General features: G+C 35.1%; 21 protein-coding genes. 14 read left to right on the top strand and 7 right to left on the bottom strand.

What is annotated here, in order from left to right:
• Positions 1-93 precede the first annotated feature (93 nt).
• The 3 genes from AC3IS6_RS21385 to AC3IS6_RS21395 form a co-directional block, all read right to left on the bottom strand.
• Positions 94-1,965 (bottom strand): M1 family metallopeptidase, encoded by a 1,872-nt coding sequence (locus AC3IS6_RS21385; RefSeq protein WP_489162360.1) that lies wholly within the window; start codon positions 1,963-1,965, stop codon positions 94-96.
• Between the two features lie 212 nt (positions 1,966-2,177).
• Entirely contained in the window at positions 2,178-3,758 is a 1,581-nt protein-coding gene (locus tag AC3IS6_RS21390; protein WP_489162362.1) for an NADP-dependent glyceraldehyde-3-phosphate dehydrogenase, read from the bottom strand.
• A 77-nt stretch (positions 3,759-3,835) separates the two neighbouring features.
• Positions 3,836-4,147, bottom strand: coding sequence for a rhodanese-like domain-containing protein (locus AC3IS6_RS21395; protein ID WP_263361685.1), 312 nt, complete (start codon positions 4,145-4,147; stop codon positions 3,836-3,838).
• 629 nt (positions 4,148-4,776) lie between these two features.
• Between AC3IS6_RS21395 and AC3IS6_RS21400 the strand changes: the two genes are divergently transcribed.
• From AC3IS6_RS21400 to AC3IS6_RS21410, 3 genes are all read left to right on the top strand, one after another.
• Positions 4,777-5,418, top strand: coding sequence for a Crp/Fnr family transcriptional regulator (locus tag AC3IS6_RS21400; protein ID WP_374173661.1), 642 nt, complete (start codon positions 4,777-4,779; stop codon positions 5,416-5,418).
• Positions 5,419-5,664: 246 nt separating this feature from the next.
• Complete coding sequence (locus AC3IS6_RS21405) at positions 5,665-6,450, top strand: sulfite exporter TauE/SafE family protein (RefSeq protein ID WP_489162365.1); 786 nt, start codon at positions 5,665-5,667, stop codon at positions 6,448-6,450.
• 127 nt (positions 6,451-6,577) lie between these two features.
• Complete coding sequence (locus AC3IS6_RS21410) at positions 6,578-6,991, top strand: helix-turn-helix domain-containing protein (protein WP_489162367.1); 414 nt, start codon at positions 6,578-6,580, stop codon at positions 6,989-6,991.
• Positions 6,992-7,115: 124 nt separating this feature from the next.
• Here the strand turns inward: AC3IS6_RS21410 and AC3IS6_RS21415 are convergent, their stop codons facing one another.
• The 4 genes from AC3IS6_RS21415 to AC3IS6_RS21430 all read right to left on the bottom strand — a co-directional run bounded on the left by AC3IS6_RS21415 (position 7,116) and on the right by AC3IS6_RS21430 (position 12,266).
• Positions 7,116-8,888, bottom strand: a complete 1,773-nt coding sequence (locus tag AC3IS6_RS21415) for an AAA family ATPase (RefSeq protein WP_489162369.1) — start codon at positions 8,886-8,888, stop codon at positions 7,116-7,118.
• Positions 8,889-8,954: 66 nt separating this feature from the next.
• Entirely contained in the window at positions 8,955-10,031 is a 1,077-nt protein-coding gene (gene cydB / locus AC3IS6_RS21420) for a cytochrome d ubiquinol oxidase subunit II (protein ID WP_489162371.1), read from the bottom strand.
• A gap of 2 nt (positions 10,032-10,033) precedes the next feature.
• Complete coding sequence (locus tag AC3IS6_RS21425) at positions 10,034-11,377, bottom strand: cytochrome ubiquinol oxidase subunit I (protein WP_489162373.1); 1,344 nt, start codon at positions 11,375-11,377, stop codon at positions 10,034-10,036.
• A 295-nt stretch (positions 11,378-11,672) separates the two neighbouring features.
• Entirely contained in the window at positions 11,673-12,266 is a 594-nt protein-coding gene (locus tag AC3IS6_RS21430; protein WP_489162375.1) for an HD domain-containing protein, read from the bottom strand.
• A gap of 212 nt (positions 12,267-12,478) precedes the next feature.
• Between AC3IS6_RS21430 and AC3IS6_RS21435 the strand changes: the two genes are divergently transcribed.
• The 11 genes from AC3IS6_RS21435 (at position 12,479) to AC3IS6_RS21485 (ending at position 22,651) form a co-directional block, all read left to right on the top strand.
• Entirely contained in the window at positions 12,479-13,894 is a 1,416-nt protein-coding gene (locus AC3IS6_RS21435) for an MBL fold metallo-hydrolase (RefSeq protein WP_489162377.1), read from the top strand.
• Between the two features lie 96 nt (positions 13,895-13,990).
• Positions 13,991-14,554 carry a YeeE/YedE family protein gene (locus AC3IS6_RS21440; protein ID WP_489162379.1) on the top strand — a complete coding sequence of 188 codons (564 nt, stop codon included), beginning with the start codon at positions 13,991-13,993 and terminating at the stop codon, positions 14,552-14,554.
• Between the two features lie 10 nt (positions 14,555-14,564).
• Positions 14,565-15,044, top strand: coding sequence for a DUF6691 family protein (locus tag AC3IS6_RS21445; protein ID WP_173966390.1), 480 nt, complete (start codon positions 14,565-14,567; stop codon positions 15,042-15,044).
• Between the two features lie 137 nt (positions 15,045-15,181).
• A complete protein-coding gene (locus tag AC3IS6_RS21450; protein WP_489162382.1) occupies positions 15,182-15,955 on the top strand; it encodes an alpha/beta hydrolase family protein in 774 nt (257 codons plus the stop codon).
• A gap of 110 nt (positions 15,956-16,065) precedes the next feature.
• Positions 16,066-16,587, top strand: a complete 522-nt coding sequence (locus tag AC3IS6_RS21455; RefSeq protein WP_489162384.1) for a GNAT family N-acetyltransferase — start codon at positions 16,066-16,068, stop codon at positions 16,585-16,587.
• Positions 16,588-16,787: 200 nt separating this feature from the next.
• Positions 16,788-18,365: a glycerol-3-phosphate dehydrogenase/oxidase gene (locus tag AC3IS6_RS21460; protein WP_489162386.1), complete on the top strand. Its 1,578-nt coding sequence runs from the start codon at positions 16,788-16,790 to the stop codon at positions 18,363-18,365.
• A gap of 29 nt (positions 18,366-18,394) precedes the next feature.
• Entirely contained in the window at positions 18,395-19,891 is a 1,497-nt protein-coding gene (gene glpK, locus AC3IS6_RS21465) for a glycerol kinase GlpK (RefSeq protein ID WP_489162388.1), read from the top strand.
• A 22-nt stretch (positions 19,892-19,913) separates the two neighbouring features.
• Positions 19,914-20,645: an MIP/aquaporin family protein gene (locus AC3IS6_RS21470; RefSeq protein WP_489162390.1), complete on the top strand. Its 732-nt coding sequence runs from the start codon at positions 19,914-19,916 to the stop codon at positions 20,643-20,645.
• A 309-nt stretch (positions 20,646-20,954) separates the two neighbouring features.
• Positions 20,955-21,416, top strand: coding sequence for a MarR family winged helix-turn-helix transcriptional regulator (locus AC3IS6_RS21475; RefSeq protein WP_489162392.1), 462 nt, complete (start codon positions 20,955-20,957; stop codon positions 21,414-21,416).
• A 4-nt stretch (positions 21,417-21,420) separates the two neighbouring features.
• On the top strand, positions 21,421-22,053 hold the full coding sequence (locus AC3IS6_RS21480) for an NAD(P)H-dependent oxidoreductase (RefSeq protein WP_489162394.1): 633 nt from the start codon (positions 21,421-21,423) through the stop codon (positions 22,051-22,053).
• 31 nt (positions 22,054-22,084) lie between these two features.
• Positions 22,085-22,651, top strand: coding sequence for a YceI family protein (locus tag AC3IS6_RS21485; protein WP_489162396.1), 567 nt, complete (start codon positions 22,085-22,087; stop codon positions 22,649-22,651).
• Positions 22,652-22,709 lie beyond the last annotated feature (58 nt).

Genomic DNA, 22,709 nt, shown 5'->3' on the forward strand with positions numbered 1-22,709 from the left:
ATTCGTTACTAAAAATTCAAAACTTATTGTGGTGCTAGTATAAAACACAGAAGTCGCCTTTTTAGTTAAAAAGGCGACTTCTGTTATACTCTTTTATTTTGCTGACCAGGTATTGTCGGCAGGAGTAGCATCCATAAAAATACCTCCATCAAGTACTACTTTTTTAATTTGCTTACTGCTCTTTACTGTAACGGCAGCCAGTGTTTGATTCACCTGCCAAACAGCCGGTGTTTGATGAACTGTTTCTGTTGTATTATCTGCATAGGTCACAATCACATCAAACGGAATTGCAAAACCACCAACATTGGCTACAGAAATAACATTCTTAGCGACCTTTTTAACAGAAAGATCTAAATAGTTATTCGTGAAAAACCAGTTATTAAAAAACCAATTCAGATTTTTACCCGAAGCTGTATTCATCGAATTAAAATAATCCCATGGAACCGGGTGTTTACCATTCCAATTGTCCATATAGGCATGCAATGCTTTTTTAAACAAATCATCACCCAACAAGTCTTTTAAAGCCAGGTATGACAAAGAAGCTTTTCCGTATGAATTATTGCCATAACCAGAATCTGATAACTGCGACGACATAGTAATGATAGGCTGATCTTCTTCTGTAGATGGATCATTTATATATTGTTCTACTCGAAATTCTTTATAAAACTTATCTGCAGCTTCTTTTCCGTGCTCCGCGATTCCTATTAAATATTCAAAAGTTGTCGCCCAGCCTTCGTCCATAAAAGCATAACGTGTTTCGTTGATTCCCATATAAAAAGGAAAATAGGTATGAGCTACTTCATGATCCTGAACCAACTGTGCAAAAACGGGATCTCCCATTTGCGAATCATTACACATCATCGGATATTCCATATCTGCAAAACCCTGAAAAGCCGTCATTTTAGAATATGGATATGGAACTCCCGGCCAATTGTGTGAAAAGAAATCTAAAGCATATTGGTTGTACTTAATAGAATTTTCAAAATCGGTTCCTTTTACATCATAAGCAGCTTGGATACTCGCGCGTCTCTTTGTTTTTTTATCCACAATTACACTTCCGGCATCCCATAAATAATGATCACTTAAACCAAAACAAACATCTGTAATATTTTTAGCTTCAAATTTCCAAACATTCCAATCGCTTTGTTTTGTTACAATACCGCTTTTCATTTCCTGCTCATTGGCAATGTGTAAAATTTCATCTGTTATGTATGATTTTTTTAGACGTGCAGCAAATTCAGGCTGTAAAACCTCATCCGGATTCAATAAATCTCCCGTTCCGTAAACCACATAATTTTTAGGTGCTTTTACAGAATACGTATAATCATTAAAATCATTATAAAACTCCTGACCTGAAGTATGAGGCAGATTATCCCATTTATTGTAATCATCAAAAACAGAAACACGAGGATAACTATAGGCTACAAAAAAAGTAGTGTTATCGATTTGCCCCTCTCTCCCGCTCACTTCTGATAGCGGATAATTCCAATCGATATCAATTGTAATTTTACTATGAGGCGGCATAGGTTTCTTCATTTTTACGCTCCCAACTGTACCCCAGCTTTTAGCATCTTCTTTGTAGACTTCGCCTTCGATTTTTAAATTTGTAATTGTCAATCCTTCTGTAAAAAAACCTTCACTATTTAATACCGCTCGTGGCGAGGTTTTTTTATGAATATTATTCACAAATCTAATTCGTAAATTTCTTAGCGTATCATTACTGTTGTTTTCATACACGATCGTTTCGGTTCCGCTAACTACTTTTGTATTGGCATCTACAGTCAACGCCATGTTATATTTACCATGATTTTGCCAATAATTCTTACCTGGTTTTCCATCCATAGAACGAACACCGTTAGTATAAGATTCTTTAATATTCCTTGGCATGTAAAGTTCCTGCGCAAAACTATTTTGTACTACAAACAAGAAGGCTATAAATAGCAATTGAAGTGATTTTTTTTCCATAAGTTGTTTTAAGATTTTGGTGGTTTGATTGATTATAGTGATTAGATGATTTTTTTTACTTTAAGTTACATTTATTTTGAAAATTTATCTCTAAAAATAAACAATAAACTTAAAACCTCAACTACTCAGGAAATCAAAGATTAAAAAAAATAAAAGCCGCCCAATTCAAAAAGAAAAAGACGGCATCTACAATTAATATATAACTCTGATCTCTACAAAATATAATCGGTATTAATAAAATTTGATTCTTTGCTATTTAGCAATTCCTGCAAAATTTCATTGTTATAAGCGATGTCTTTTGAAGCCACAAACGTACGAATGGAGAAAGAACGTAAGGCATCCGGGATACTTAAAGTTCCTACTGCAGAATCTTTACGACCTGTAAACGGAAATGCATCCGGGCCTCTCTGGCAAGAACTGTTCAGGTTTACTCTGCATACTAAATTTACCAAGGCATCAATAAGCGGCGCCAAAGTTTTAATATCTTTTCCAAAAAGACTCACCTGCTGCCCATAATTAGATTCGGCCATATCTTCAAGCGGTTCGTTGATATCTTTAAATGAAATAATTGGAACTACCGGACCAAATTGCTCTTCATGATACACACGCATCTCTTTGTTTACCGGATACAGAACAGCCGGAAAAATATAATTATCAGTGTGTTTTCCTCCTTTTTCATTCAGTATTTTTGCTCCTTTATGTGTTGCATCATCAATTAGTCCCTGAATATATTTTGGTTTTTCTGTTTCCGGAAGCGGTGTGAGAGCAACTCCTTTTTCCCAAGGATTTCCAAATACTAAACTGTCTACTTTTTCAGCGAAACGTTTATTAAATTCTTCGGCAATAGATTCGTGTACGTACAATACTTTTAAAGCCGTACAACGTTGCCCGTTAAAGGATAAAGATCCTGCGATACATTCCTGAATGGCCAGATCTAAATCGGCATCGGGTAAAATAATCGCCGGGTTTTTAGCCTCCAGACCTAAAATCAAACGCAATCTGTTTTTATTTGGATGCTGATCCTGTAATGCTATGGCTGATTTACTGTTTCCGATTAACGCTAAAACGTCAATTTTTCCCGACTTCATAATAGGCGAAGCTACTTCTCGGCCGCGACCATAAACGATATTAATGACTCCTTTAGGAAAACTACTTCTGAACGCTTCCAACAAAGGCGAAATACATAAAACACCATGTTTTGCAGGTTTAAAAATCACAGTGTTTCCCATAATTAAAGCGGGAATCAACAATGAAAAAGTCTCATTCAAAGGATAGTTATAAGGTCCAAGGCACAAAACTACACCCAGAGGCCCACGACGAATCATCGCATTAACACCCTGCACTTTTTCAAAGTGCGAGCTACGTCCGTTTAGTTCCTTATAACTGTCTATGGTATCCTGAATATATTCAACGGTTCTGTCAAATTCTTTTTGCGAATCGCCGAGGTTTTTTCCTATTTCCCACATCAAAAGCTTCACCACCTCTTCGCGGGTCTCCTTCATTTGCCTTACGAAATTTTCCATGCATTTAATACGGTCAACCACCTTCATCGTTGGCCATAAACCCTGGCCTTTATTATAAGCTGTATTAGCAGCTTCCACCACTTCGGCAGCTTCCTTTTCTTCCATGAACGGAATAGATCCTAACAAGGTTGGCGTGTATTTTTCTGTAGATGAAATGGTAGAAAAAACGGGGGTCGTTTGTCCTGTCCATTGTTTTAATTCGCCATTTACCAAATAGGTATCTTGGTTTATCAAACTTTTAATTTGAAATTCTTCGGGTATTAAACTCATAATTTGGTCTTTTATAGTTTGGTTATTAATAGCGTTTTAAAAAGAAAAAAGAGGCTTTTTAGGCCTCTTCTTCTTTCTTATGGGTTTACGGTTTCACCTTCCCAATCCAGAATTCCACCAAGCAAATTGTAGGCATTACTTATCCCTAACTCATTCATAATCTGACATGCTTTGGCACTTCTGGCACCAGAACGGCAATACACATAATAGTTTTTGTTTTTATCAAGCTCTTCGATTTCATAAATAAACCCTTGTCCTTTATTAATGTCGATGTTTACGGCGTTTTGAATGTAACCGTCATTAAATTCGTCTTCAGTTCTTACGTCCAGTATAACTGCATTCTCGTCAGCAGCCAGCTGATTAACCCAATCTTCTTGTGATAAATTCATAGTAAATGTGTTTTTGTAAAATTACGACGTTTCTATTAATTAAAAACGTGCCAAATGCGATTTCGATTATTATTCTCAGAAAACGTTTTAGAGAAAGTACTATAATCAGTGAAAAACAAATTTACTTACTATTTTTAAAAATATAACCTATAAAATCGATAGAAAATAGGATTTATTCATTTACACAAAACACCTCTTAAATATAACTTTCTGATAATTTATACCATTGCAATCCCCTATCTTTGTAATAAATTATAGATTTTAATTTTAATTTGATAAAATTGCCCGGCGCGAATATTTTTTGTCACTGATTAAAAGGATTGAAAATATTCGCCACGAATTGCACGAATCACGCCGCCTGTTCGCTGTCGCTCGGGTTGTACAAAAAAATAAAATTCAACACATAGAAACATAGATTTAATTTCTAAGTTTAGAACAAAACAAAATAAAATAATACATTATTTACACATAGCTATGTGTGTTCATGTAAAGTGAAACGTCTTTCTTTAAGCTTTAAAAACTATGTTTCTATGCGTCAAAACATTTTGAGCCTTGATTTCAAAAAATAAAATCTGTGTAAACCTGTTCAAACCGTAAAACCCGTGGGCATTAATTCCCTCCTATTATCAATGCAAAACTCACTAAAAAATATATTCCCTAATTTTTCCGACGAACTTATTGCAACAATTGAAGAAAATGGAAGTCCGCAGGATTTTGAAGCCGGAACCATCTTAATGCGAACCGGACAATACATTAAAAACACCGTGTTAATTACCAAAGGGAAAATCAAAATTTACCGCGAAGGCGAAGATGGCGGTGAATTTTTAATGTACTACCTACAACCCGGGCAAGCCTGCGCCATTTCGATGATCTGCACCGCTAAAAGCGAAAAAAGCCAGATAATGGCAAAAGTTGTCGAAGATGTTTCGGTTATGATGATTCCGTTGCAAATGATGGACAAATGGATGATGGAACACCGAACCTGGTATGAGTTTGTAATCGATACCTACCGCAGCCGCTTTGAAGAAGTTCTTGAAGTGGTAGACAATATCGCGTTTCGTTCTATGGATGAGCGTTTAGAGTTTTACCTCAAACGACATTCTGATGCCTGTGGCTGCTCTGAAGTAAATCTTTCGCATCAGGAAATTGCAACCGAATTAAATACTTCTAGAGAAGTTATTTCCCGATTACTCAAAAAAATGGAACAAAGAGGTCTGGTCAAACTCAACCGCAATCAAATTGAGCTATTGAACACAAATTTCACGAATTAGCACAAATTATTTTTATTTTTCTCTGAGCGTAATTTGCTTAACACATAGTGACATAGATTCTATACTATTACAGAAGATGTTTCTCTTTTTTATAAACACGTAGTTATGAAATAGAGAATCTATCCTCATTCCTATTAAAACTAATTCGGAAAAATTCGTGTAATTCGTGGCAGAAAAAAAACTTATGTGATAAATGTTACTGTAGGTTTCTTTCTAACAAAGCATCTTTGCGTTAAAACAAATACAATGGAATATTTAGGGTACTTCGCCTCAATCATTATAGGAATATCACTTGGCTTAATTGGCGGTGGCGGATCTATACTAACCATTCCTATTTTGGTGTATTTGTTCAAAGTAAATCCGGAACAGGCTACTTCTTATTCTTTATTTATAGTGGGATTAACTGCCATGTTTGGAAGTTACAGTCATTACAAAATGGGGAATCTTAAACTTAAGTCGGCTTTGTATTTTGCGATTCCCTCTGTTATTTCGATTTTGATTATTCGGGAAGTTATTTTTCCTCAAATTGCTTCGACCTTATTTTCTATAGCTTCTTACTCTGTATCCAAAGATTTTCTCATTATGATTATCTTCTCGGTATTAATGATTACAGCAGCAATTTCAATGATTCGAAAAAACAAACCCGATATAAAAGCAACCGAAACCAATTATGTTCAATTAAGTCTAATTGGATTTTTAGTTGGAATTGTGACCGGATTTTTGGGCGCCGGAGGTGGTTTTTTAATTATTCCTGCTTTGCTTTTCTTCGCTAATTTACCCATGAAACAAGCCGTTGGAACTTCATTGTTGATTATTACGATTAACTCTTCGATAGGTTTCGGCGGCGATTTATACATCGGAACTCCTATAGATTATACCTTTCTGCTAGGAATTTCTGCAATGGCACTCTTTGGAATGTTTATAGGAAGTCAGCTTTCTAAAAAAATCGACGGGGCAAAACTAAAACCCATTTTTGGATGGTTTGTTCTCGTAATGGGATTTTATATTATTACAAAAGAGGTTTTGTTTTAAAGGTATTTTTTCTCGCAGATAAAGCAGATTTTTTTAAGAATAATCTGAAATAAATTGTATCTTAACGGCTCAACTTGTTATTTACTAAAAACTATTTTTGAAAAGAATTTTTAAATATCTTTGAATTATGAGCACAGCAACAAAACCAACACATATTGGGAGAAATATAAGCCGAATTAGAGAGCTTCGAGGTATTAAACAAGAGGTACTGGCTGAAGCAATTGGCTTAAGTCAACAATCCGTATCAAATATTGAGTCAAGCGAAACAGTTGATTCCGAAAGATTGAAAGAAATTGCAAAAGTGCTCGGCGTATCTGTAGAAGGCATAAATAATTTTTCAGAAGAAAATGTGATAAACTACTTCAATAACTTTTACGATAATAGCGGTCATGGTTTAGGAGCATTTGGTCCAGTTTTCAATTTTAATCCGATCGAAAAGTTGATTGAATCTTATGATGAAAACAAAAAACTTTATGAGCGTTTAGTTCAGGCAGAAAAAGAAAAAGTTGAATATTTAGAGAAAATCATAAAAGATAAGTAGCTACAAACAGTTTATATATACCAAATCCGTTTATTCTTGGAATAAACGGATTTTTTAATTTTGGGCGTTTTCGCCGCGGCGAACGGGCTATTATCAGCTATCCCTAACGAAAAATTTAATCGTCCTAAATAATTTTCTTTATTGTATCAAAAATTGCTTTTGGTGTAAATTCAGGAAAATCATTTATAATTTTTTGAATAATGTCTTTTTTTAATAAATCTTCTCTATTATAACTTTTTAAAAAAGGATATCTTTCTTTATACAAATCTTCAAGCTCATGTCCTTGAAGTAAATTAAATTCTAAAGAGACTTTTAATTTCCAATTATTATATAAATCATAATCCACTTTATTATCAGAATTCAAACCTAGGTCATTTAAAACTTTATCTATTATCATTTGAGCTTCTTCAGCTTCCAGAATTCCGATTTCAGAATATTTAGAAATCCTCTCAATTCCGAATTCAGCCATTTTTATTTTTGTTTCTCTAATAAATAGAAGTCCCATCATCAAGGGATCTAAAAGATAATTCTCAATTGAATAGCGTTCACTTTCACCTACAACAATTAACCTATGTTTACTTTCGTTTTTTCTGTCCCAGTCTATAATTCCATAAATTAGTTCATTTCCACTTTCATATAAATTATTTACTACAGCTATTACGTCTGTACAATTTGATCCGTCTGAAGTTCTTGCAGCTAAATAAATTGGATCTGAATTTATATCATCTATTCGTAAAAGAATGTTTGTAAGAAGCTCATAATAAACCACATCATATTTACTCTCGACAAAAACTTGTCTTCTTTTGTCATTAGAAATTTTCAAAAATGGAATATCACTTGATAATAATTCCACAGCTTTTTGTACTGAAATTGCGTTTGGAATAGGATTTCCTCTTTCAATTTGGTATATGGAAATACCCTCAGATGAAATTATTGTTGTTGGTGAATGAGAAGTTACAATAACCGGTATTCCGCTAACATTAAATATACTATGATTTAAAATTTTTACCATCTTTCTTGACATTGATGGATGTAATGCTGCATCAGGTTCATCAATTAATAAAAAATCGGGTTTATCAACTCCATTTGAATTATAAATTGCTAAAGCTAAAGACATTAACACTTTTTCTCCCGTTGATAAATCTTGAGAAGAAATCTCAGTTTCATTATGTATATCAATCAATTTAAACTTGAAATTTGCTTCTACCCTTGTACCTAACGGCGAATTAACTCTGTACGGAACATTTATTTCTTCAAGTATCGTGTTTACAAAATCCCATGGCGGCAAACCATTTTTTTTAACAAAATCTTCTTCCGACAAAATCTCAGATGTGATTGGGATGTTTTGAGTTTCATAATATTTATTAATATTATTTTCATCAAATAATCGATGATAATTTTTAAAAATTAAGGCAAATTGTGCTGTGAAAAAATCATTCTCTGCCATCATTGATATATCAAAGCAATTAGAGATATCATCATCTGTAATATCTTCAATTTTTTTTTCTATTTTAGAAATAATTTTTGGTCCAGCTATTCTAAAAGATGAATCCGGAGAATACAGATATAAATTTCGCTCTGTCATTTCTACCTTCTTATTTTTCAATGAAGCAAAGGCTCTATTAAATTGATCTGAAAAATTTTTTATCCATTGCGTTATTCTTCCTGGATCACAATCTTCCTGTATGTTTGAATTTAAACCATTGAAAGGAATATATCTAATATTTGAAATCTTACTATCATTGATATAAACTTCACTAAATTCTTTATTTGAGATAGCCTCCAAAAGATGTGTTTTTCCACTACCATTTAATCCAGTTAATACTGAGAAACCAGGAAGTTCAAACTCACATATATTTAAAGATTTATACTTTTTTATAATTTTTACTTTGATCATATCTATAATATTATACTTTTTAAATCTATTAAATGAAATTACTTGTAGATTTTTTTAGCAAAACTCTTAATGTTCCCCATACCCAATATCATCCATCTTCCCGCTAAAAACACGGTATTGAATAATAAAATAGATAATCACCAAAAACAAAGCGATAAAAAACCAACTCATTCCTACATTCAATCCATATTCGCCGGCGGCAGTGTTATAAATAGTTAAGGACGGATTTACATTATTCGTAGAGGGCAAAACATTCGGAAAAATGGAAACGGCAGTTGAGGCAAATCCGCCCACAAGAAACAGCGACGAAAACAAAAAGCCATAACCGTCTTTTTGCCAGGAGCGTACTTTAAACAATCCCAGAATTCCAACAAAAGTCATCAATGGAAAAAACCAGAGAATCGGATTCTCTACAAAATTATGGAAAGGCTTTGGCTCAATAAAATGCCAGATTTGAAGTGAAATACAAACTAAGATCAGCAAGACAATATTGAGTTTAAAAACAACATTTTTAAGCTGCGGATTCAAGGCCGAATTGGTTTTAAAGATTACCCAGTTCGCACCGTGGATGGTTAAAGAAACCACACTCACAATTCCCAGGAAAAGTGTAAACCAGTCTATAATCCCCAATTCACTTGCCTGCGGACTAAAAGTTGGATTCCACAATGGCAAAAAGAAATAATGTGCTTCCTGAGTCGAAACACCGTTGGTTACCATTCCAAGGTTGACACCACGAACGATATTCCCCAAGGCAATTCCGAAGAACAAAGCCAAAAGTAAACTTGCAATTCCGAAAGCCTTATCCCAGATTGCTTCCCACATGGGATGATGTACCTGTCCGCGCATTTCCAAACCAATGGCACGAAAGATCAGTAACCATAAAATCATGATCAAAGGCAGATAAAACCCACTGAAAGAAGAAGCATATAAAGTAGGAAATGCAAAGAACAAAACCCCTCCTGCAGCGATAATCCATACTTCGTTGGCATCCCAAAACGGACCGATTGCATTTGTAATTGCTTTTTTATCTTTTTCTGTTTTGGCAAAAAATAAATGAATAATTCCTGCTCCAAAATCATAACCGTCTAAGACAATATAAACGGCCAAAATTCCCATTAAAACTACGTACCAAAAAAATTCCATACTTATATATTTTCAGTTATGACTTCAGTGTGAGGTCCTTTATTGATAATTTTTCCAATCAAAAGCAAAAACAGCATTCCAAGTAAAAGATACAATCCTATAAATCCCAGCAAAGTAAACAGGGTATTACCTGAAGAAACGGTTGGAGAGGCTCCGGCTGCTGTTCGCATTAAATTATAAACAAGCCAGGGTTGTCTTCCTAACTCGGCCGTGTACCAGCCAGTCGTATTGGCGATGTACGGAAACGGCATCATAAAAAGCAGTGACCAGAGAATCCACTTGGTTTCATACAATTTGCCTCTGATCAATTGAAACAAAGCAAAAGACATCAAACCAATAAACAGCGTTCCAAGTCCAACCATAATATGATAGGCATAGTACAAACCTGAAATATTGGTGGGATGTAAATCTTCTTCAAACTGATCCAGCCCTTTTATTTCCTGCTCCCAATTTCCATAAGTCAGGAAACTTAAAATATTAGGTACGGCAATTTTATTATCCAATTTTTTGTCTTTCACATCGGGCTGACCAATTAAAACAATTTCAGAACCCTTTTTCTCAGTATGGAAAATTCCTTCCATAGCCGCAAAAGTCACAGGTTGGTATTTTACCACATTTTTAGCCAGTAAATCTCCTGTTGGAACAGCCACAATCATACTGGCAATCAATCCGAAGATTACTCCCGTTTTAAGAAACAGTTTCCCGAAAACAATATTCTTTTTGCTTAAAATATAAAAAGAACCAATTCCTGCCACAACAAAAGAACTTGTCACTAAAGAGGCAGCCTGATTATGCAAATAGGACGGCCATAACCACGGATTTAGAAACAGTGCTTTGAAATTGGTCAACACAAATTTTCCGTTCTCTAAAATCTCGTAACCTACGGGATTCTGCATCCACGAATGCGTGGCGATGATTAAATAACCACTGGCCCAGGAACCAATACAAATTAATAATCCGGTGACGAAATGCCATTTATGTCCCAATAATTTTTCTCCAAACAAAAACAGTCCTAAAAAAGAAGATTCTAAGAAGAACGAAAACATACCTTCCATGGCTAATGTCTGACCGATAATTCCTCCAGTTAACTCGGAGAATTTTGCCCAGTTGGTTCCAAACTGAAACTCCATCGGAATTCCGGTTACAACCCCCATCGCAAAATTCAAGGCGAAGATTCTCATCCAGAAATGGGTGGCGTGATTGTATTGTTCGTTTTTAGTTTTTAGATATTTCCATTTGAAGTAAACAATGATCAGCGAAAGACCCATTGTAAGTTGCGGAAAAAGATAGTGGAAAGTAATCGTGAAGGCAAATTGCATTCGGTCATAAAAAAGCATTTCTTCCATAGTGGTATTTTATTTATGAAGTCCCACAAATTTACCCATTAAAACCCGAAATTCCTGCCTTTAAAAAAAGTTTATCCCCTGATAATTGTTAAACTTTTCAACAATTTTGAAAAGTACAAGTTATACTTATATTTTAGTTGCTTCGTTATTATTTATCATTTCGACGACGGAGAAATCTTCACGAGAAGCTCAACAAAGATTGGTTTTACGTTGCGGACTTACTTGCGAAGATTTCTCCTTCGTCGAAATGACAAGATTGTCTATAAATCGTAATTGGAACTATGTGCTTAAAAAATTACTCCTTTTTCAAAATCCCTTTTTCAACGCTTTCATTAATCAAGCCTTCGGCATAATTCCATAATGTTTTAGAGCCTTCTTTTATAACGCTCTTTTTTTCGTAAACCTTATTGTAATTCACTCCAAATTCTTTCCAGGTTCCGCCGTTATTAGATGTATTTTGCAATAAAGGCTCCAGTCTGTCCATTGCTTTTGCGAATTTTGCTTCGTTGGTCTTACCAGCTTCAAATTCTTCCCAAATAGCAATTAGTTCTTCGGCCTGCTTTTCCGGAAGCAAACCAAAAATGCGATTCGCTGCCAATCGTTCCTCCTCCGTATTGTCATGATTCTTTTGCGCATCGTATATAAAAGTATCTCCTGCATCGATTTCTACAATGTCATGTATCAAAACCATTTTTATAACTTTCAAAATATCAATAGGTTCATCTGAATGTCCAGCCAAAACAATCGCCATCAAAGCCAAATGCCAACTATGTTCCGCATCATTTTCATTTCGGTCACTATGAAACAGCTTCGTTTTCCGCTGAATGTATTTTACCTTATCAATTTCTTTTATAAAGGCAATCTGATTCAATAAATCTTCTGTGTTCATCTGTTTAACTGTTTATTTGTTTTAAAATGACATTCGTCATATGCAAAATTATAAGTTAAAGCTTAATTGCTCAAGTTTAACTCAATTAATATAACATCTATGTCAAAATCTACCCATTTTTTCACACAGAAATCAAATTTCTGTAACAATAGTCACTTAATTTCCCGAAAAACAGACTTACCTTTGTGCCACATTATTTTAGATTTCAAATCATGAAAATAGAACAAATTTACACTGGCTGCTTAGCTCAGGGTGCCTATTATATTACTTCAGACGGAGAAGCGGCGATTATTGATCCTTTAAGAGAAATTCAACCTTATTTAGATCGTCTAGAACGCGATAAGGTAAAGTTGAAATACATTTTTGAAACTCACTTTCACGCCGATTTCGTTTCCGGACATGTTGATTTAAGCAAAGAAACACAGGCGCCAATCGTTTACGGACCCAACGCTGCCTGCGAATTTGACTGTATTTCAGCAAAAGACGGACAGGAATTTAAGATTGGAAAAATAACAATTAAAGTATTGCACACTCCGGGACATACCATGGAAAGCACTACTTTTTTACTTATTGACGAAAACGGAAAAGACCATGCAATTTTTTCCGGAGACACTTTATTTATTGGTGATGTCGGACGTCCGGATTTGGCTCAAAAAGCAGCCGGAATGACACAGGATCAATTAGCCGGAATTTTATACCATTCGTTAAGAGATAAAATTATGACTTTGGCTGATGATGTGATCGTATATCCTGCTCATGGTGCGGGAAGCGCCTGCGGAAAAAATATGAGTAAAGAAACCGTTTCGACAATTGGAAATCAAAAAGCTACCAATTATGCGTTACGCGCCAATATGACCGAAGCCGAATTCATTACCGAAGTTACCGATGGTTTATTACCTCCACCATCCTATTTTAGTATGAATGTTGCCATGAACAAACAAGGTTACGAAAGTTTTGAAACTGTTTTGCATAACGGAATGAAAACGATAAAAGTTGAAGAATTTGAGGCTGTAGCCGAAGAGACAGGAGCTTTGATACTGGATACCAGAAGTGCTGCCAACTTTAGTAAAGGTTTTATTCCACAAGCTATTAACATTGGAATCAATGGAGATTTTGCTCCTTGGGTTGGAACTTTAATTGGGGATGTAAAACAACCTATTATATTGGTGACGGAAACCGGTCTTGAAGAAGAAACCGTAACCCGTTTAAGCCGTGTAGGATTTGACACGATTATTGGTCATTTAGAAGGCGGTTTTGAAGCCTGGGAAAAAGCAGGTTACGAAATTGATACTGTAAACAGAATCACTGCTCAACAATTTTCAAATGAGTTCAAATTCGGAGAAGACAAAGTAATCGATATTCGTAAAGAAACAGAATATGCTGCAGAGCACATCGAAGACGCGTACAGCAAACCACTGGCTTATATTAATGATTGGGTAAAAGACATTAACCCCAACGAACATTTTTATCTGCATTGCGCCGGAGGATATCGCAGTATGATTGCTGCTTCAATTTTACAAGCTCGTGGTTTCAGAAATTTTAGCGAAATTGAAGGCGGTTTTGGAGCCATTTCAAAAACAGAAATCCCAAAATCAGATTTTGTTTGTCAAAGTAAAGTATTAAAATAATTTTAAGGTGCTGAATTACTAAGATTCTAAGGTTCTAAGAATTTTGACCTTTATATCTTAGTAACTCAGAATCTTAGTAACTTAGAACCTCAAAAAATGCTAGAAATCTTAAAAGAACCTTGGCCTTGGTATGTTTCAGGCCCGTTAATTGGTTTGACCGTACCCCTTTTATTGATTCTTGGAAATAAATCCTTCGGAATCAGTTCTTCGCTTCGTCATATTTGTGCGGCTTGCATTCCTGCCAATATTTCATTTTTTAAATACGACTGGAAAAAAGAGAGCTGGAACTTGTTCTTTGTTTTCGGAATTTTCCTTGGCGGAGTTATCTCTGCTAATTTCTTAGCCAATCCAAATCCGGTTGAAATTGCACCAGAACTTTCTAACCAATTAGCCACTTACGGCATTACAGATCATTCTGGATTAGTTCCTGCGCAACTTTTCTCTTGGGAAAGTTTATTAACACTTCGCGGATTTATCATGATTGTAGTTGGCGGATTTTTAGTTGGTTTCGGTACGCGTTACGCTGGTGGATGTACAAGTGGTCATGCGATTATGGGAATTTCAAATTTACAATGGCCTTCGTTAGTGGCAACAATTTGTTTTATGATTGGCGGTTTTGTAATGTCGCTTTTTATTTTACCCTATATTCTTTCACTTTAAAATTTCAAAAATGAACAAGTTAGAAAATAAAAATACGGACACAGAAGGAACCAACGGAAGCCAAATCAAAGATTCAGGTTTCTCAAACTTAAAATATCTTGTTGTTGGAATCTTTTTTGGAATTGTATTCGTAAAAGCCGAAATCATTAGTTGGTTTCGTATTCAGGAAATGTTTCACCTGCAATCGTTCTTTATGTATGGTGTGATTGGAAGTGCCGTTGCAGTTGGGCTTATATCAGTACAAATCATCAAAAAATTCAACATTAAAACCATACAGGGAGAAAAAATAGAGATTCAGCCAAAAACTTTCAGTAAAGGACAAATTTATGGTGGATTGATGTTTGGTTTTGGATGGGCTATTACAGGAGCTTGTCCAGGGCCCTTATTTGCTCAAATCGGTACTGGAGTTACGGTAATTGTGGTGACTTTAGTAAGCGCTATTTTTGGAACCTGGGTTTATGGTTTGATTAAAGATAAACTGCCTCATTAATATTCTAACCCCTACTTTATACATATCAAACCCGGCAAATTTTAAAAACATGTCGGGTTTACTGGTACTTAATTTATAGTTTCTTTAAAGATAAATTCCTTACTATTTTTCGTAGCCTAACTGTAAATATCCAAAAAATGAGCAAAATATATTTTAAGATTTTAATTGGTTTACTATTCGCAAGTTGCTCAAATAACAAGAAAACAAACTCTCAAATAGCACATAATACCTATCCTGTTAAACTTGATACGTTAACTTTATTTGACAAATCGAGAAATCGTAAAATTCCGATCGCCATTTTTTACCCAAAAACAGACTCCAAAATTAATAATCAACAGATAATAATTTTTAGTCATGGATACGGAGAGAATAAAGGCGGAGACAATATGATCTATTCTTATTTAACAGAAAATTTAGCTTCAAAAGGATATTTTGTTATTAGTATTCAGCACGAATTACCTACCGACGCCCTTTTGGCAATGGAAGGAGATTTTAAAGTTACAAGAAAACCAAATTGGGAAAGAGGCACTGATAACATTCTACATGTTTTAAACGAATTTAAATCCATAAAGCCTGAATTAGATTTTAAGCATTTAACACTAATTGGTCATTCGAATGGTGGAGATATGACTGCTTTATTTGCAAGTAAATATCCTAAATTCGTTTATAAAATAATAACGATGGACAATCGAAGAATGCCTCTTCCTAGAGTTAACCACCCAATAGTATATACGTTGCGCTCCAAAAACTATTCTGCAGACGAAGGTGTATTACCGACTGAACAAGAACAACAAAAATACGGAATGACAGTTCAATTCACTCCTATCAACCATAGTGACATGGACAATGACGCAACAATGGAAGAACGTAAAATAATAAATACATGTATTGAAAAGTATTTAAACGAATAATAACTTCCGTAAATTAGAAATTTAACCTGAGAGGTTTACTTGATCTTAATTTATAGTTTCCTTAAAGACAAATTCATTAATTTTCCATTTAATAGTTTAATACCCAAAAGATGAACGACACAACAGAAAATTTAATTTTGAGAAAAGCTGATATTGCTGAAGTAACACAAATATGGAGTATCCTACAAGATGCTATTGAACAAAGACGTCTGGACGGAAGTACACAATGGCAGGATGGTTATCCTAATGAGACAACAATAGAGCATGACATAAAAAATGGGCATGCTTATGTGCTGACAGAAAATAACACTATTCTATCTTACGCAGCTATTCTTTTTGACAAAGAACCTGCCTACGAAGTGATAGAAGGTAAATGGCTTACGAATGACGATTATACTGTTGTTCATCGTGTAGCCGTTTCAAAATCAGCAAAAGGCAAAGGTATCGCGACAAAACTTTTTAAGAGCATAGAAGAATTGGCTCTTTCAAATAACATTCAAAGTATTAAAGTTGACACGAACTTTGACAATATTCCAATGCTTAAAATTTTAGACAGATTAAATTATACCTATTGTGGTGAAGTTTTTTTTAGAGGTGCTGCAAGAAAAGCATTTGAAAAAAAGCTAGCTTAATCAAGTAGAACTTCAAAATATTTGATACTAATTTCAAAACACCCGTCAGGTTTTAAAAATCTGACAGGTGTTTTTCTTTCTCTTAAAGCCTGATAAATATTAAACTTAAAAAATTGATTCACTTTGCTTCCAATTCGTTTAGTTTCATTAAGTTTATAACATAAGATCTAATCTTACAAAAACAACCAAACTGATGCTATATGAAACGCTCGGAACAATTGACGCAATTAAAAAACACGGAGAAGTGGGATGTAATTATAATTGGTGGGGGCGCAAGTGGTCTTGGAACTGCTCTTGATGCCGCAAGCAGAGGATACAAAACGATCTTACTTGAAGCAGTAGATTTTGCAAAAGGAACCTCAAGCAGAAGTACCAAATTGGTTCATGGTGGAGTTCGCTATTTGGAGCAAGGTGACATTCACTTAGTTAGAGAAGCCTTAAAGGAGAGAGGCTTATTGGCAAAAAACGCAGGTCATTTAGTTAAAAATCAATCTTTTGTAATCCCAAACTACAACTGGTGGGGCGGTTATTTTTATACGATCGGATTAACCATTTATGATTTACTCGCAGGACGTTTGAGCTTAGGAGCTTCAAAATATATTTCAAAGAAAAAAACCATAGAAATGCTTCCTACCGTCGAAGAAAAAGGTCTGGTAAGTGGTGTTATTTATCACGACGGGCAATTTGACGATTCACGCATGGCCATAAACCTCGCCCAAACTGCAGTAGAAAAAGGGGCTTGCGTTTTAAATTATTCTAAAGTTGTAAACTTACTAAAAGACGATACTAATCAAATTATTGGCGTTGAAGCAATAGACCATGAAACAGGTCACAAGTATGACATAAAAGGCACGGCCATTATTAACGCAACCGGAGTTTTTACAAATGCCATCATGAAACTAAACGACAAGGTTTATAAGAAATATATAGTTCCGAGTCAGGGGATTCATCTCGTATTTGATAAATCCTTTTTACCGAGTGACCAGGCACTGATGATTCCCAAAACTAGTGACGGACGAGTTTTATTTGCAGTGCCCTGGCACAATCGAATTGTAGTAGGAACAACTGATACATTAATTAGAAAACACAGTCTTGAACCTATCGCTCTCGAAAGTGAAATCGAATTTGTTTTGGAAACTGCTCAACGCTTTCTGGCAAAAAAACCTACGAGAGCCGACGTTTTATCTGTTTTTGCAGGTTTACGTCCTTTGGCAGCTCCCGAAGAAGAAGGAAAAAGTACTAAAGAAGTTTCGCGAAGTCATAAAATTATTGTCTCGGAAACTGGCTTAATAACAATTACAGGAGGAAAATGGACTACTTACAGAAAAATTGCCGAAGATATCATCGATAAAGCTATCAAAATAGGCAAATTACCTAAAAAAGCCTGCAATACCGAGCATCTTCCTATTCATGGAAACCAACCTACTACAAATTTAGACCGAATGAATCATTTATATATTTATGGTTCCGATATTCCCAAAATACTTGAACTCCAACAAAATGAGCCAGAATTAAAAGAAAAAATACATTCGGATCACGAATTTGTAATGGCCGAGGTAGCCTGGGCTATTCGATACGAAATGGCCAGAACAGTTGACGATGTTTTAGCAAGACGTGTCCGGTTATTATTCTTAGACGCCCGAGCTGCAATTCAATCATCTGAAAAAGTAGCACGATTGCTCGCAAAGGAATTGGGACATGACGAAACCTGGATCAACAAAGAAATCTCAAACTTCAAAGCAATAGCCAGAGGTTTTCTTTTAAAAGAATTTCAATAGACCATTATTAACTTAAGAAAATATAAGTCATGCAAAATAAACTAATTCTGGCACTCGATCAAGGAACAACTTCCTCCAGAGCTATAGTCTTTAATCATGGAGGAGAAATTGCGAGCATTTCCCAAAAAGCTTTTAAGCAAATTTTTCCAAAACCAGGATGGGTTGAACATAACCCAAACGAAATCTGGTCTTCTCAAATCAGTGTAGCCGCAGAAGTAATTGCTAAAGTGGGAATATCCGGAAGAGAAATAGCCGCAATCGGAATAACCAATCAACGGGAAACTACCATTGTTTGGGATCGGGAAACAAGCGAACCTATTTACAATGCTATTGTTTGGCAAGATCGCAGAACAGCAAAATACTGTGACGAATTAAAAGCACAAGGACATACCGAAATGATTCAGTCAAAAACCGGATTAATTCTGGATGCCTATTTTTCCGGAACCAAAGTTAAGTGGATCTTAGATAACGTTCCCGGAGCTCGAGAAAAGGCGGAACAAGGAAAACTTTGTTTTGGAACCGTAGACACTTGGCTAATATGGAAATTGACCCGTAGTAAATTATTTATGACCGATGTTTCTAATGCCAGCAGAACTTTATTATTCAACATCAACACCTTAGAATGGGATGATGAATTATTAAAATTGTTTAATATCCCCAGAGCCATGCTTCCTGAAGTAAAAGAAAGCAGTACCATTTATGGCGAAAGCTCCACCACCCTGTTTTCAACAAAAATTCCTATTGCTGGTGTTGCCGGAGATCAGCAAGCCGCTCTTTTTGGTCAGTTATGCACCACTCCGGGAATGATAAAAAACACTTACGGAACAGGCTGTTTTGTGTTAATGAATACGGGTGAAAAACCAATTCGCTCAACCAACAATTTATTGACTACCGTAGCCTGGAAAATTAATGGCAAAACAACTTATGCTTTAGAAGGAAGCGTTTTTGTTGGAGGCGCAGCTGTACAATGGTTAAGAGATGGTGCAAAAATGATTAACACATCAGAAGAAATAGAAGCTCTGGCAGCCAGTGTCCCTGATAATGGAGGTGTTTATTTTGTTCCGGCACTAACTGGTTTAGGAGCTCCACATTGGGATCAATATGCCAGAGGTGCAATTCTTGGAATAACAAGAGGAACTACCAGTGCGCATATCGCCCGAGCCACTTTAGAAGGAATTGCTTATCAGGTAAATGATTTACTAAAAGCTATGGAAGCAGATTTTGGAGGAAAGGGAAAAGAATTAAGAGTTGATGGCGGTGCTGCTACAAATAATTTACTAATGCAATTTCAATCAGACATTTACGAAAAAACTGTTACAAGACCAAAAACACTCGAAACAACAGCTTTAGGCGCAGCATATTTGGCAGGACTTGCCGTAGGATACTGGTCAAGTCTCGATGATTTGAAAGAACAATGGTCTATAGATCGCGTATTTTCTCCAAAAATGCCAAAACAAGAAGTAAGTAAATTAGTAAAAAACTGGAATAAGGCCGTTGGGTGCGCATCAGACTGGATCGACGAATAAAACAATTAAAATATAGTAGAATATGACACCTTTTACAGCAGAAATTTTAGGCACTATGATAATGATTTTATTAGGTAATGGCGTCGTTGCAAACGTTGTCCTGAAAGATACAAAAGGAAACAATTCGGGTTGGATTGTTATCACTACAGCTTGGGCATTTGCCGTTTTTACAGGTGTACTTATTGCAGGACCTGTTAGCGGAGCACATTTAAATCCTATTGTTACGTTTGCTTTGGCTCTTATCGGAAAATTCAATTGGAACTTAGTTCCTACCTATATACTTGCGCAAATGATTGGAGCCATGTTGGGCGCCTTTTTTGTGTGGTTATCGCATAAAGACCATTTTGCTTCGACTGAAGATGAAAATGCCAAATTTGCTTGTTTCTCTACATCTCCCGCCATCAAAAACAATTTGTCAAACATAATAAGTGAGATAATTGCAACTTTTGTCTTGATCTTTTCCATTTTTTATATTGCCGGACCAAACCTACAAATAACCACAGATCCAAATGCAACAATAGGTCTTGGAACTATTGGAGCACTTCCTGTAGCCATAGTCGTATGGGCAATTGGCCTATCATTAGGAGGTACAACCGGTTACGCCATTAATCCCGCGAGAGATCTTGGACCAAGAATCATGCATGCAATCCTCCCAATAAAAGGAAGCAGCAATTGGAGTTACGCCTGGATTCCGGTGATAGGTCCGGTAATTGGAGCAAGTTTAGCCGCATTATTATACCTAATACTTAATTAGATCCGTCTATTTTAATCTAAAATTATAGGTGAGCGAACAAACCTGCGGTACGAGAAACCCAACAGGCTTTAAACAGCTGTGAAATCAGGGTATTTATATATGAAGCTGATAATTAATTCTTTAAAAAATCATTAAGCTTTAGAAAATCAATTTTTCAAATAAAATTTATACTATTTTTACAGTAATCCTACAGGGTTTGTATAACTACAAAACGCATATTATCTAAATTAACAAAAAATTAACGATACATTTGTATATACAAATATCAAAAGTTATACATTTGTATATACAAATTATACACTTACGACTATGACAATTGAAGAGGTTATAAAAAGTACAGTTAAGATGGATAATGCGAAAAAAGTTATTCTAAATATCATGTACACGCAAAACGTGATTCAGGATCATTTCAACGAGTTGATAAAACCGTATGATCTGTCCGGAGAACAATATAATGTGCTTCGTATATTAAGAGGGCAAAAAGGAAATCCTGCTAATATGTGTGTGATACAGGAGCGCATGCTGGCCAAAACAAGTAACACAACCCGATTAGTAGACAAACTACTATTGAAAGATTTTGTTACCCGAAATGTTTGTCCTAACAACCGACGAAAAATAGAGGTTCTAATCACTCAAAAAGGATTAGACGTACTAAAAGAATTAGATCCGAAGGTAGATGAGCACGAGCGCACATTTGCTGAGAATATAAGTCCTGAAGAATTAGAATTATTAAATCAATTATTAGAAAAATACAGAACCCAACAAAATTAAAATTATGAGTACATTATTAGACAATTTAAATTGGAGATATGCTACAAAGAAATTTGATGCAACAAAAAAAATATCATCCGAAGATTTAAACACTTTAAAAGAAGCCGTTAGATTAAGTGCTTCTTCATACGGATTACAACCTTATAAAGTTATTATCGTAGAAAATCCGGAAATAAGAGAAAAATTAAAAGCTGCTGCTTACGGACAAACTCAAATTACAGATGCTTCTCAGTTGTTTATTTTTGCAAACGACTTAAATGTTGGAGCAGATTCTGTAGACGCTTACATCAATACAATTAGTGAAACAAGAGGAGTTCCTACTGATGCTTTGGCCGGATTCAGTGACATGATGAAAGGTACTATTGCTAATTTATCTGTTGAGGCTAAAAACATCTGGACAGCTAAACAAACTTATATCGCTTTAGGTACATTATTAACTGCTGCCTCTGAACTAAAAATCGATGCCACTCCAATGGAAGGATTTAATGCTGCAGCATTCAATGAAATCTTAGGATTTGATAAATTAGGTCTAAATGCTTCGGTTATCGCAACGGTAGGTTACAGACATGATGAGGACGAAACTCAGCATTACAAAAAAGTTAGAAAATCACACGAGAATTTATTTATCACTATATAATTATTATTAATCCAAAATCAATTTTAACAAAATGAAAAATTTAAAGACAATTGCAATAGCATTATTCGTAGCAGTAGCTAGCGTTTCAGTAAACGCACAAACTAAAAAAATCGACGTAAAAGCAAGTACGATCAAATGGGTAGGTAAAAAAGTAACCGGAGAACACTCAGGAACAGTAAACTTCAAAGAAGGAGCTGTAGTTTTCAAAGGGAAAAAATTAGTTGGAGGAAGCTTTACTGTTGATATGACTTCATTAACAGCAACAGATTTAACAGGTGAATACCAAGGGAAATTAAATGGTCACTTAAAAGCTGATGATTTCTTTGGAACAGACAAATTCCCAACTGCAAAATTAGTTTTCAAATCTATCGGAGCAAAATCTACTGATGTTTATACAGTAACTGCTGATTTAACTATTAAAGGTATTACTAAACCTGTAACTTTTGATATCACTGTAAGCGGAAATACTGCAACAAGTGCATTAAAAGTTGACAGAACTAAATACGGTATCAAATACAACTCTGGTAACTTCTTTGAAAACTTAGGAGACAAAACTATCAATGACGATTTCGAATTGACTGTAGCTTTAAAATTCTAATAGCTTAAGATACAACAATTCTTAATATTATAAGAAAAACCCCAATAGTTCAAGACTA

It is taken from the genome of Flavobacterium sp. KH_035 (assembly GCF_057839565.1).